Source organism: Micromonospora sp. NPDC003776, assembly GCF_053605645.1.
Map to the genome: position 1 here is coordinate 1 of NZ_JBSGJR010000165.1, position 11,876 is coordinate 11,876.

The window sequence follows — 11,876 nt, forward strand, 5'->3', positions numbered from 1 at the left end:
GGCGGCCCGGCCCGCCGCAAGGGCCACGCTGGCGCCGAAGCCCGTACGGACCGTCGGCGCCCGGCCCGCCACCGCCGCCCCGGCCACCACTCCCGCACGGCGTGCCACGTCCAGCCCGAGCGCCCCGGCCCCGTCGACCACTCCCACCAACGCCGCGCTCTGTCTGCAACCCCTTCAGCTACCGCTCGTGGGGTCGCTCCTGTGTCCCGGATCATGACGCTCGCGGGCTGACGGCCCCTGCCTGAAGGCGACACTTTCGGTTCTTCCGTTTCGGTGCGCGCGCGGGCTACGGTCGCTGTCACACCGGCAGCGCAGTGTCGCAGCGCCGCGACAGCGAAGGGATCGGCATGACGATCAGCCACATCAGCGTCGGTCGCGGGCCGCACAAGGTGCTGGCCCTGCACGGGTGGTTCGGGTCGGCGCGCGGCTGGGGCGGGCTGCCGGAGCTGATCGACACCGACCGCTTCACCTGGGCGTTCCTGGACTACCGCGGGTACGGCGCGCGCACCGAGGTGGCCGGCGACCACAGCATCGCCGAGATCTCCCACGACGCGCGCGACCTCGCCGACTCCCTCGGCTGGGAGACGTTCTCGGTGGTCGGGCACTCCATGGGCGGCAGCGCCGCCCAGCGGGTCCTCGCCGACGCGCCCGGCCGGGTGGACCGGCTCGTCGGCATCAGCCCGGTCCCGGCCGGCGGGGTGCCCTTCGACCTGCAGAGCTGGGCGCTGTTCGACGGCGCCGCCGCCGACCCGGACAACCGCCGCACCATCATCGACCTCACCACCGGCAACCGGCTGTCCCGGCGGTGGCTGGACGAGATGGTCCGGTTCTCGCTCGACAACTCCACCCGTGAGGCGTTCGGCGCGTACCTGACCGCGTGGGCGCGGACCGACTTCACCGACGAGGTGAAGGGCAACCCGGTGCCGGCGCTCGCCGTGGTCGGGGAGCACGATCCTGCGCTGGGCGCCGACACGATGCGCGAGACCTGGCTGCGGCACTACCCCAACGCCCGCCTCGAGGTGCTCGCCAACGCGGGGCACTACGCGATGTACGAGACCCCGGTCCGGCTGGTCACGGTGGTCGAGGAGTTCCTCGGGCAGTGACGGTCGATCCGACGCCCCTGGTCGACCCCCGCACCTACCTCGACGGCGTCCCGTACGACCTGCTCGCCGAGCTGCGTGCGGCCGGGCCGGTGGTGCGGGTCGAGGAGCCGCCGCTGCTCGGGCTGCCCGGCGGTCCGGGCTTCTGGCTGGTGCTGCGGCACACCGACGTGACCGAGGTGCTCAAGCAGCCACGGCTCTTCTCGTCCCGGCTCGGCGCCACGCAGATCCGCGACCCGGCCACCCCCGAGGATCTGGCCTACGTCCGGCGGATGATGCTCAACATGGACCCCCCGGAACACGGCCGGCTGCGCCGGCCGGTGGCCCGCTCGTTCACCCCGCGGGCGGTCGCCGCGCTGGAGGCGTCGATCCGGGCCAACGCGGCGGCCCTCGTCGACCGGGCGCTCGGCGACGCGGACGAGGGCACCTGTGACTTCGCCCGGGACCTCGCCGCCGACCTGCCGCTGCTCACCCTCGCCGACGTGCTCGGCGTGCCGGACCCCGACCGCTGGCTGCTGTACGACTGGTCGAACCGGGTGATCGGCTTCCAGGACCCGGACTACGCCGTGTCGGCCGCGTTCGACCCTCGGGCGGGCACCGCGGCGGCCCGGGAGGCGCTGCGACACCGGCCGGTCCCGGACGCTGACGGCCGGATGCCGGACCCGCGGACCCGGGCCGGGATGGCGGACCTCTACGCGTACGCGCACCTGCTGGCCGAGTCGAAACGCCGCGACCCGGGGCCGGACGTGATGTCCATCCTGCTCGCCCAGCGCGGCGACGACCGGCTCTCGGTGGACGAGTTCGAGAACATGTTCTGGCTGTTCGCGGTGGCCGGCAACGAGACGATCCGCAACGGCCTGCCGGGCGCGATGATCGCCCTGCTGGAACACCCGGACGAGATGGCGCGGCTGCGCCGCGAACCGGCCCTGTTCGACACCGCCGTCGACGAACTGCTGCGCTGGTGGACGCCGGTGATGGTGTTCCGGCGCACCGCCACGGCCGACACCACCGTCGCCGGCGTACCGGTGCAGGCCGGGGAGAAGGTGGTCGTGTCGTTCGCCTCGGCCAACCGCGACGAACGGGTCTTCGCCGAGCCCGACCGGCTCGACCTCACCCGCCACCCCAACCCGCACCTGGTTTTCGGCCACGGACCGCACTTCTGCCTCGGCGCACACCTGGCCCGGTGCCAGCTCCGCGCGCTGTTCGAGGCGCTGCTCGACCGCACCTCGACCATCACGTACGCGGGTCAGCCCGCGTACCTGCGCTCGAACTTCCAGCGCGGCGTGAAGCGCCTGCCGATCCACTGGCGGCGCTGACCGCTCAGCCGGGGCGGGCCGCCCCCCGAAGGGCGTCGATGGCGACGTCGAGAGCGGCCGCCAGGTAGTCGACCCGCCCGGTGTTGAGCAGCAGCAGCACACCGCCCTGAATGCCCGCCAGCATCGCCGCGGCGGCGCGGCCGGCGTCCACCTCCGCGGCGACGTCGCCGGTCGACTGCATGTGCCGGATGCCGTCGGCGATCGCGTCCTGCCAGCGCCGCATCAGGTCGGTGACCACCGCCTGGGCGGCCGGGGCGCGGCGCCCGGTCTGGCCGAGCAGACCACCGAGCGGGCAGTGCTGACCCTGTTCGAGGTAGCGGGCCACCAGCCGGTCCCGCCACGCCTGCCAGGCGGGCCAGGAGGTGAGGTCCCCGAGCAGCGGCTGCTGGTCGGCGAGCACCTGGTCGGCCTCGTGCCGCGCCACCGCCAGCAGGAGCTCCTCCTTCCCGGCCGGAAAGTAGTGGAACAGCTGGCTCTTGCTGGTGCCGGTGCGCGCCATGACGTCCTCGAGACGGACCTCGTCCACGCCGCGGTCCCGTATCTCGGCGGCAGCGCCGGCGACGATCCGCGCACGGGTCGCGGCGCCCTTTCGGGTCAGCGCGTGCGTCATGCGGCCTCCCATGGTGTGCGGTGCGATACCGACGGTAGCGGCGTTCGCCGGCCGACAGGTGGACCGGGCGCGAGGTGCCGGCGGGCAACGGCCGCGCCCCGCGGACGGGCGCGGCCGCCGCCCGGTTCAGCCGGCCGGCTGGGCGGCGCCGTTGAAGACCGGCGGCGCGTACCCGGCCGGCTTGTCGCCGACGCCGAGGCCGGGGCTGACGATCCAGGACTGGTACGCCGGGGTGAACATCGAGTACGGGGCGGCCAGCGGCTCGGCGCCGGCCTGCGTGAGCCGGTCGCGCAGCTCCGGCGGAATCTCGAAGTCGAGCGCCCCGAGGTTGCTCTCCACCTGCTCCGGGCTGCTCGCCCCGATGATCACCGACCCGACGGCAGGCTGGGTCGCCACCCAGTTGATCGCCACCTGGGCCATGCTCCGGCCGAGTTCGGCGGCCACCCCCTCCAGCGCTTCGATCACCCGCCAGTCCCGGTCGCTGACCGGCCGCCCGTTCGCGCCGGCGCCGCCGCCGAGCCGGCCGGCACCGGTCAGGCCGTCCCCGGTCCGCCGGTACTTGCCGCTGAGCAGGCCACCGGCGACCGGGCTCCAGGCGGTCAGGCCCAGCCCCAGGGACTGCGCCATCGGCACGTACTCCGGCTCGATGCCGCGGGCGACCAGCGAGTACGGCAGCTGCAGGTTGATCATCGGGGTGGACAGGTGCGCCTCGGCGAGGCCCTGCGCCCGGGCCGCGTACCAGGCGGGGACGTCCGACAGGCCGGCGTAGCGGATCTTGCCGGCCCGGACCAGGTCGTCGAAGGTCCGCACGACCTCCTCCACCGGGGTGATCCGGTCCCAGGTGTGCAGCAGGTACAGGTCGAGGTGGTCGGTGCCGAGCCGGCGCAGCGAGGCCTCCACCGCCCGGATCATGTGCTTGCGGCCGTTGCCGCTGGCGTTCGGGTCTGCCGGGTCGACGGTGTTGGTGAACTTGCTGGTCAGCACCAGCCGGTCCCGCACTCCCGCGGAGGCGATCAGCCGGCCCAGGATCCGCTCGCTCTCCCCGGCGGTGTAGAAGTCCGCCGTGTCGATGAAGTTGCCGCCCGCCTCCAGGTAGCGCCGGAAGATCGGCTCGGCCTCGGCCTCGGTCTTGCCATACGCGGCGTGGAAGCCGTCGGTGCCGAAGTTCATGGTGCCCAGCGCCAGGCGGCTCACCCGCAGTCCGGACCGGCCCAGCAGGTAGTAGTCGTGCATCGTGTGGATCTCCCGATCTGTTCGTCCGCCACATCCGCGACCGGCCCGGGCCCGACCGCCTGCGCCACACTGTTGCTCGACAAAAATGGACCCGCAAGTCCAGAAAGTTGTCCGCTCACGGCGACCGCCGTCCGGCTACCGTGTCGGCGTGAACTCCACCTGCCCGGACTGCGGCACGAACGGCGTGCCGCTGCTGTTCGGCCTTCCCACTCCGGAGGCGCACGCCGCCGCCCGCGAGGGACAGCTCGCCCTGGGCGGGTGCCTGCTTCCCGCGGAGCCGGTGCCGAACTGGCAGTGCCCGCAGCGACACCTCTGGCGTGACGCCGACCAGGCGGCCTGGGAGGACCGGCTGGTCACGGTGCTGCGTGCGCACGGCGAGCCGGAACCGGCTCCCTGACGGGATCAGCCGGCGGCGGGCGGAACGTGGTCGCGCCACGAATGCCGGGGCTCGTAGCCGAGCACCCGGCGCGCCTTGTCGATGCTGAGCAGGGTCTCGTGCTCGCCGAGCGCCTTGCGGACCTCCACGCCCGGATAGACCTCGGCCATCAGGTCGGCGCTGGACCGGCTCATCACCGTATCGGCGTTGGCGATGATGAAGACGTCCGCGCCGGGCCGGTCGTGGGCCAGCGCCCGCTCGACCGCCTGGGCGCCGTCGCGGGCGTCGATGTAGCCCCACAGGTTCCACCGGCGCAGCCGCGGATCGGCGTCGAAGGATGGGAACTGCGCATAGTCCTCGACGTCCATCACGTTGGAGAACCGCAGGCCCACCATGACGAGCGCGGGATCCCAGCGGCAGAAGTGCCGGGCCATCTCCTCCTCGAGCGCCTTGTTGAGCGAGTAGGTCGACTCCGGGCGGGGCGGGTACTCCTCGTCGACCGGCGCGTACGGCGGCGGGGTGTCGAACGGCAACCCGAGCACCGTCTCGCTGGACGCCCACACCACCCGCTTGATTCCCGCCGCCCGGGCCGCGGCGAAGACGTGGTACGTCGCCGCGGAGTTGTTCGCGAAGGTGGCCGCGTTCGGCATCAGGCCGGGCGCCGGGACCGCCGCCAGGTGCACCACCGCCTCGATCCGCCCGCCGTGCTCGTCGGCGCCGCCGGTGAACGCCTCCACCACCTGCCCGTAGTCGGTCAGGTCGACGAGCAGGAACTCACCCTCGACGTCGCGCGGGTCCCGGCCGCCGGCGCGGTCCACCGCCAGCACGTCGACGCCCAGCCCACGCAGGTGCGCGACCACCGCGCGGCCGAGCTTGCCGGTGGCACCGGTGACCACGACGCGCCCGGGCAGAACGGAGCCGGCACCGCGATCGGTCATGGTCACATCTTCTCCGTTCGGTCGTTCAGCCAGCGCTGGATGCAGTTCAGCAGGTCCTCCGCGTCCACGGGCTTGGTGACGTAGTCACTCGCCCCGGAGGAGATGCTCTTCTCCCGGTCGCCGTGCATGGCCTTGGCGGTCACCGCGATGATCGGCAGGTCGGCGTAGCGGGGCATGGCGCGGATGGCGGCCGTGGCGGCGTACCCGTCCATCTCCGGCATCATCACGTCCATCAGCACCAGGTCGATGTCGTCGTGGCGCATCAGCGTCTCCACGCCCTTGCGGCCGTTCTCGGCGTAGACGACATCGAGGCCGTGCAACTCCAGGATGTTGGTCAGGGCGAAGACGTTCCGGGCGTCGTCGTCCACCACGAGCACCTTACGGCCGGCCAGCGCCCGGCTCACCGGATCGCCGACCGGGGCCACCTGGCTCTCCGCCGCCCGCAGCGGCATCATCCGTTCGGCCGTACCCGCGGTCAGGTGCAGCACGATCCGTTCGCGCAGCTCGTCGAGGCTGCCGATGAGCTCCAGCGGACGGTCGGCGGCCATCCCCTGCACCAGGCTCTCCTGCCCGGGCGCGAGGGGCTGCCCGTGGTACGCCAGGGTGGGGACGCCGCGCAGGTCGAGCTGCTCGTGCAACGCCTTGAGCAGGGCGGCGCCGGCGTCGTCTGACGGGTCCAGCTGGACCACGAGCAGGTCGTGCCGCGCCCGGCCGAGGGTCTCGACCGCCGACTCCGGGTCGACGGCGGTGGACACCTCCACCACCTCGCCGCTCTCCGCGGTCGCGCCCCGGGTGAGCAGGGTGAGCAGCCCGCGGTCGCGCGGTTCGCACACCAGCACCCGCCGTTGCTGCTGCCGCACCCAGCGCTGGGCGTTTACCGCCACCTGCGGGGTGGCCGTCGCGGTCGGGCCGGTGACGGGGTCGGCCGACAGCGGGCCGTCGACGGTGGCCGGCAGGTAGAGGGTGAACGTGCTGCCCTGGCCGAGGACGCTCTGCGCGGTGATCTGGCCGCCGAGCAGCTGGGCGATCTCCCGGCTGATGGACAGGCCCAGCCCGGTGCCGCCGTACCGTCGGCTGGTCGTGCCGTCGGCCTGCTGGAACGCGTCGAAGATGGCGGTCAGGTGCTGCTCGGCGATGCCGATGCCGGTGTCGCTGACGCGGAACGCGATCACGTTCTCCGCGGCCGACAGCCCGCTGGGCAGCTCGTCCGGGCGGGCCCGCTCGATCCGCAGCTGCACCCGGCCCTGCTCGGTGAACTTGACCGCGTTGGAGACCAGGTTGCGCAGCACCTGGCGGAGCCGCTGCTCGTCGGTGTGCAGGGTGGTCGGCACGTCCGGGCTGGTGACGATGTCCAGTTCCAGCCCGCGCGGCGTGGTGAGCGGGCGGAAGGTGGCGTCGACGTAGTCGCGCAGCACGGCGAGGTCGAACGTCTCCGGGTTGATGTCCATCTTGCCGGCCTCGACCTTCGACAGGTCGAGGATGTCGTTGATCAGCTGGAGCAGGTCGGTGCCGGCGGAGTGGATGACGGTGGCGTACTCGACCTGCTTGGCGGTCAGGTTCCGGCTCGGGTTCTGGGCCAGCAACTGGGCGAGGATGAGCAGGGAGTTCAGCGGCGTACGCAGCTCGTGGCTCATGTTGGCGAGGAACTCGGACTTGTACTTCGACGCCAGCGCCAGCTGCTGGGCGCGCGTCTCCAACTCCTGGCGCGCCTGCTCGATCTCGGAGTTCTTCGTCTCGATGTCGTGGTTCTGCCGGGCCAGCAGCGCCGCCTTCTCCTCCAGCTCGGCGTTGGAGCGCTGGAGTTCCTCCGAGCGGGCCTGGAGCTCCTCGGAACGGGCCCGGAGTTCGGCGGCGAGCCGCTGGGACTCGGTGAGCAGCACGTCGGTGCGGGCGTTGGCGACGATGGTGTTGACGTTGACGCCGATGGTCTCGGTGAGCTGTTCGAGGAAGTCCCGCTGGACGGCGGTGAACCGTCCCATGCTGGCCAGCTCGATCACGCCGAGGACCTGGTCCTCGAAGAGGATCGGCAGCACGACCAGGTGCAACGGCACGGCGGCGCCGAGGCTGGACGACACGGTGACGTAGTCGGCCGGCACCGCGTCCACCACGATGGCCCGCTTGCTCAACGCCGCCTGCCCCACCATCGAGTCACCGAGGGCGTACCGGCGGCGGGTGGCGTCGTGGCCGTAGCCGCCGACGACCCGCAGCTCCCGGCCGTCGGCGGTGTCGTCCATCAGCAGGAACGTGCCGAGCTGCGCGGAGACCAGCGGGGCCAGCTCGTTCATCACCAGCCCGGCGACGATCTCCAGGTCCCGGTGGCCCTGCATGATCCCCGAGATGCGGGCGAGGTTGGTCTTGAGCCAGTCCTGTTCCTCGTTGGTCCGGGTGGTCTCGCGCAGCGACTGCACCATCGAGTTGATGTTGTCCTTCAGCTCCGCGACCTCACCGGAGGCGTCGACCGTGATGGACCGGGTCAGGTCACCGGTGGCCACCGCGCTGGTCACCTCGGCGATGGCACGCACCTGCCGGGTGAGGTTGCCGGCCAGCTCGTTGACGTTCTCGGTGAGTCGCTTCCACGTACCCGACACGCCCTCGACCTCGGCCTGGCCGCCGAGGCGGCCCTCGCTGCCCACCTCCCTGGCGACCCGGGTGACCTCGGCGGCGAAGCTGGACAGTTGGTCGACCATCGTGTTGATGGTGGTCTTCAGCTCCAGGATCTCACCCCGGGCGTCCACGTCGATCTTCTTGGTCAGGTCGCCCTGAGCCACCGCGGTGGTGACCTGGGCGATGTTGCGCACCTGGCCGGTCAGGTTGTTCGCCATCGAGTTGACGTTGTCGGTCAGGTCCTTCCAGGTGCCGGCCACGTTCGGCACCCGGGCCTGCCCACCGAGCCGGCCCTCGGTGCCCACCTCACGGGCCACCCGGGTCACCTCGTCGGCGAACGCGCCGAGGGTGTCGACCATCGTGTTGATGGTCTGGGCGAGCACGGCGACCTCGCCCTTGGCCTCGACGGTGATCTGCCGGCTCAGGTCGCCCTGGGCGACGGCGGTGGCCACGAGGGCGATGGACCGCACCTGGTTGGTGAGGTTGTTCGCCATCTCGTTGACGTTGTCGGTCAGGTCCTTCCAGGTGCCACCCACGTTCGACACCCGGGCCTGCCCACCGAGGCGACCCTCGGTGCCCACCTCGCGGGCCACCCGGGTCACCTCGTCCGCGAACGCCGAGAGCTGGTCGACCATCGTGTTGATGGTCTCCTTCAGCGCGAGGATCTCGCCGCGGGCGTCGACCCGGATCTTCTGGGTCAGGTCGCCCTTGGCGACCGCCGTGGTGACCTCGGCGATGCTGCGGACCTGGGCGGTGAGGTTGTCCGCCATCACGTTGACCGACTCGGTGAGGGCCTTCCAGGTGCCGGAGACCCCCTTGACGTCGGCCTGGCCGCCGAGGCGGCCCTCGGTGCCCACCTCACGGGCCACCCGGGTCACCTCGTCGGCGAACGACGACAGCTGCTCCACCATCGTGTTGATGGTGTTCTTCAGCTCCAGGATCTCCCCGTGCGCGGTCACGGTGATCTTCTGCGACAGGTCGCCCCGGGCCACCGCGGTGGCCACCTGGGCGATGCTGCGGACCTGGTCGGTGAGGTTGACCGCCATCGAGTTCACCGAGTCGGTGAGGTCGCGCCAGGTGCCGGCGACGCCGCTGACCTGGGCCTGACCGCCGAGCCGGCCGTCGGTGCCCACCTCCCGGGCCACCCGGGTCACCTCGTCGGCGAACGAGGAGAGCTGGTCCACCATCGTGTTGATGGTGTTCTTCAGCTCCAGGATCTCGCCGCGGGCGTCGACGGTGATCTTCTGCGACAGGTCGCCGCGCGCCACCGCGGTGGTCACCTGGGCGATGTTGCGCACCTGGCTGGTCAGGTTGCCCGCCATGAAGTTCACCGAGTCGGTGAGGTCCCGCCAGGTGCCGGCCACGCCGGGCACCTCGGCCTGGCCACCGAGGCGGCCCTCGCTGCCCACCTCCCGGGCCACCCGGGTCACCTCGTCGGCGAACGACGACAGCTGGTCCACCATCGTGTTGATGGTGTTCTTCAGCTCGCGGATCTCCCCACGCACGTCCACCGTGATCTTCTGCGACAGGTCGCCCCGGGCCACCGCGGTGGCCACCTCGGCGATGTCCCGCACCTGGTCGGTGAGGTTGCCGGCCATCGCGTTGACCGAGTCGGTGAGGTCCTTCCAGGTGCCCGAGACGCCCGGTACGTCCGCCTGACCGCCGAGCTGTCCCTCGGTGCCCACCTCGCGGGCCACCCGGGTGACCTCGGAGGTGAACAGCGACAACTGGTCCACCATGCCGTTGAAGACCGTCGCGATCTCACCCAGCAGCCCGTCGGAGTCCTCCGGCAGCCGGGTGCCGAAGTCACCGTCCCGTACCGCCGTCAACCCCGCCAGCAGCTGCCGGAGCCCCGGATCGGCCATCTGGCCACCGGCATCCCGACGCGCGACCGCCTGCTCGACCACCTGTACCGCCTCATCCCCAACCGTCGGACGGCACGCCCGTCCGATAATTGATCCCGCGCAAGTATGCACAGCCGGCACCTTGCGCGCAGCGCAAGGAACCCCCGAACAACCTGCGCAAACGCGCGACCTGCAGCGTTACCCGCGGCCGACCTCCGCGGACGGGCCGGAACCGGCCCGCAGCCGTGCCGACCGGCCCTGCGGCGACCCCTTCCCGCAACCGCAGCTTATCGAAGGACGTCGTTGACGCCCTGGTCGATGCTCTTTGCTGTTCCCCTACCTCGACGAACCCGGTCCGGCGACTGGCCGAGCCAGTGCCAAGCGGGCGGACCGGCGCCTCGGCCAACACCGCCAACCAGGCCTGGCGCCTGCCCACGTGACGCGGGTGTCGGCCCGCCCGGGGGGCCGGAGGCGAGCCCTCAGGCCGGCGGAACCGGCGCCGCTCCGAGGGCTGGCGGTAGCCGCAGCGGCGGCCAGTTCGGATCGGGGCGGAAGTCGGTGTGGGTGCCGTCGAAGGGGAACTCCCCCGCCTCGATCAGCTTGACCAGCCGCTCCCCCTCGGCCCGGACCGCCTCCGCGCTCGCGCGGTCGAAGTAGAGGCGGTGCCCGATGCGCCCGTCGAACTCGTCGAGGTCTTTCCACTCCCACTGCCGCTGCGGCGTCACGACGAGGTCGAGGACGTGGTCGTTGGTGTCCACGCCGTCGGGCCGCCGGACGTACGGCTCCTCCAGGTTGACGTACCAGCCGGCGAAGGCGCCGTCCCGGAAGAACCACCACACGGAGTGCGCCACCGCCGGTGGCATGAGCACCAGAATGTCGTACGTGCCCCAGGTCTGGCGGGTCAGCCGCGGCTCGCGCATCCGGTCGACGGGGACGTCGTGCTGGGTCCTGGAGTCGGCGTCCACCAGCCGGGCGAAGTCACTGCCGGCCGGGTGCCACAGCAGCAGGCCGTCCTCGTCGTCGGCGATGACCCGCATGGGCTGCACCCAGGTGCACCGCGGCCCACGAAGATAGCGACGGTTGATGATCGTCCCCGGCTCGAACCGCATCGCCGGAGCCTAGCCTTCTCCGGCCCGCCCGGTTACCCCGCTCACACCGGTGGCCGGCTCCCCGTGCCCGAACCGGAAAAGCGGATGCCCGGCCCGTGCGGGACGACCTAGCTTCGCGGTCATGCAACCACTCGATGAGAAGGACATCCGGGAGTCCTTCGTCAACTGCAGCAAGGGTGAGGCGAGCCGGATCCGGATGCCCCCGGGCCTCGCCGAGGGCGCGGTGCCCTGGGCCGACCTGGACTTCCTCGGCTGGACCGACCCGGGTGCCCCGCTGCGGGCGCTGCTGGTCGTACCGGGCGAGGACGGGCTCACCGGTGTCGTGCTGCGCCGGCCGGAGGCGCGCAGGACCAACACGCTGCGCTCCAGCATGTGCCGGATCTGCCTCACCGATCACACCTCGTCGGGGGTGGCGCTGTTCGTCGCTCCCCTCGCTGGCGCGGCGGGGCGGAAGGGCAACACGGTCGGCGAGTACATCTGCGCCGACCTGGCCTGCTCGCTCTACGTACGGGGCGAGCGGCAGCCGAAGATGCGGCTGGTCCGCCGGGAGGAGACGCTGAGCCTCCAGGAGCGGATCGACCGGGCGATGGCCAACCTGACGGCCTTCACCAGTCGGGTCGCGGTGGGCTGACCGGCGCCCATTCCGCCCGACGGCGGAGCCCGCGCCGACCCGACGACCGGGAGAGACGGGAAGCATGAGACAGGCACCGAGTGGCGGCACAAGACGCGGCCCCGCCGGCCGCGAC

9 protein-coding genes are annotated in these 11,876 nt (G+C 72.0%); 4 read left to right on the forward strand and 5 right to left on the reverse strand.

Features of this window, described 5'->3' with window-relative positions; translation table 11 throughout:
* Positions 1 to 347 precede the first annotated feature (347 nt).
* Both ACWEVO_RS15850 and ACWEVO_RS15855 read left to right on the forward strand, forming a co-directional pair.
* Positions 348 to 1,103, forward strand: coding sequence for an alpha/beta fold hydrolase (locus tag ACWEVO_RS15850; RefSeq protein WP_452308256.1), 756 nt, complete (start codon positions 348 to 350; stop codon positions 1,101 to 1,103).
* On the forward strand, positions 1,100 to 2,416 hold the full coding sequence (locus ACWEVO_RS15855) for a cytochrome P450 (protein ID WP_452308257.1): 1,317 nt from the start codon (positions 1,100 to 1,102) through the stop codon (positions 2,414 to 2,416). The genes ACWEVO_RS15850 and ACWEVO_RS15855 overlap by 4 nt, the downstream gene beginning before the upstream one ends.
* A 4-nt stretch (positions 2,417 to 2,420) precedes the next feature.
* Here ACWEVO_RS15855 and ACWEVO_RS15860 read toward each other — a convergent pair whose 3' ends face one another.
* Together ACWEVO_RS15860 and ACWEVO_RS15865 are read right to left on the reverse strand one after the other, a co-directional pair.
* On the reverse strand, positions 2,421 to 3,026 hold the full coding sequence (locus tag ACWEVO_RS15860) for a TetR/AcrR family transcriptional regulator (RefSeq protein WP_452308258.1): 606 nt from the start codon (positions 3,024 to 3,026) through the stop codon (positions 2,421 to 2,423).
* 126 nt (positions 3,027 to 3,152) lie between these two features.
* A complete protein-coding gene (locus tag ACWEVO_RS15865; protein ID WP_452308259.1) occupies positions 3,153 to 4,259 on the reverse strand; it encodes an aldo/keto reductase in 1,107 nt (368 codons plus the stop codon).
* Between the two features lie 148 nt (positions 4,260 to 4,407).
* Here ACWEVO_RS15865 and ACWEVO_RS15870 point away from each other — a divergent pair, with 148 nt between their 5' ends.
* Positions 4,408 to 4,656 carry a hypothetical protein gene (locus ACWEVO_RS15870; RefSeq protein ID WP_452308260.1) on the forward strand — a complete coding sequence of 83 codons (249 nt, stop codon included), beginning with the start codon at positions 4,408 to 4,410 and terminating at the stop codon, positions 4,654 to 4,656.
* Positions 4,657 to 4,661: 5 nt separating this feature from the next.
* Here ACWEVO_RS15870 and ACWEVO_RS15875 read toward each other — a convergent pair whose 3' ends face one another.
* The 3 genes from ACWEVO_RS15875 to ACWEVO_RS15885 all read right to left on the reverse strand — a co-directional run bounded on the left by ACWEVO_RS15875 (position 4,662) and on the right by ACWEVO_RS15885 (position 11,058).
* A complete protein-coding gene (locus ACWEVO_RS15875; RefSeq protein ID WP_452308261.1) occupies positions 4,662 to 5,573 on the reverse strand; it encodes an NAD-dependent epimerase/dehydratase family protein in 912 nt (303 codons plus the stop codon).
* A gap of 2 nt (positions 5,574 to 5,575) precedes the next feature.
* Positions 5,576 to 10,042 carry a HAMP domain-containing protein gene (locus ACWEVO_RS15880; RefSeq protein ID WP_452308264.1) on the reverse strand — a complete coding sequence of 1,489 codons (4,467 nt, stop codon included), beginning with the start codon at positions 10,040 to 10,042 and terminating at the stop codon, positions 5,576 to 5,578.
* Positions 10,043 to 10,500: 458 nt separating this feature from the next.
* A complete protein-coding gene (locus ACWEVO_RS15885) occupies positions 10,501 to 11,058 on the reverse strand; it encodes a DUF402 domain-containing protein (RefSeq protein ID WP_452308262.1) in 558 nt (185 codons plus the stop codon).
* A 193-nt stretch (positions 11,059 to 11,251) separates the two neighbouring features.
* On the opposite strand from ACWEVO_RS15885, the gene ACWEVO_RS15890 reads away from it, so the two are divergent.
* Entirely contained in the window at positions 11,252 to 11,761 is a 510-nt protein-coding gene (locus ACWEVO_RS15890) for an FBP domain-containing protein (protein ID WP_452308263.1), read from the forward strand.
* Positions 11,762 to 11,876: the final 115 nt, after the last annotated feature.

What these genes read in the sequence shown, in the direction of transcription:
- ACWEVO_RS15880 (WP_452308264.1), bottom strand. Translation starts at nt 10,042, where the DNA reads ATGGCCGATCCGGGGCTCCGGCAGCTGCTGGCGGGGTTGACGGCGGTA.
- ACWEVO_RS15860 (WP_452308258.1), bottom strand. Translation starts at nt 3,026, where the DNA reads ATGACGCACGCGCTGACCCGAAAGGGCGCCGCGACCCGTGCGCGGATC.
- ACWEVO_RS15865 (WP_452308259.1), bottom strand. Translation starts at nt 4,259, where the DNA reads ATGCACGACTACTACCTGCTGGGCCGGTCCGGACTGCGGGTGAGCCGC.
- ACWEVO_RS15885 (WP_452308262.1), bottom strand. Translation starts at nt 11,058, where the DNA reads ATGCGGGTCATCGCCGACGACGAGGACGGCCTGCTGCTGTGGCACCCG.
- ACWEVO_RS15890 (WP_452308263.1), top strand. Translation starts at nt 11,252, where the DNA reads ATGCAACCACTCGATGAGAAGGACATCCGGGAGTCCTTCGTCAACTGC.
- ACWEVO_RS15850 (WP_452308256.1), top strand. Translation starts at nt 348, where the DNA reads ATGACGATCAGCCACATCAGCGTCGGTCGCGGGCCGCACAAGGTGCTG.
- ACWEVO_RS15875 (WP_452308261.1), bottom strand. Translation starts at nt 5,573, where the DNA reads ATGACCGATCGCGGTGCCGGCTCCGTTCTGCCCGGGCGCGTCGTGGTC.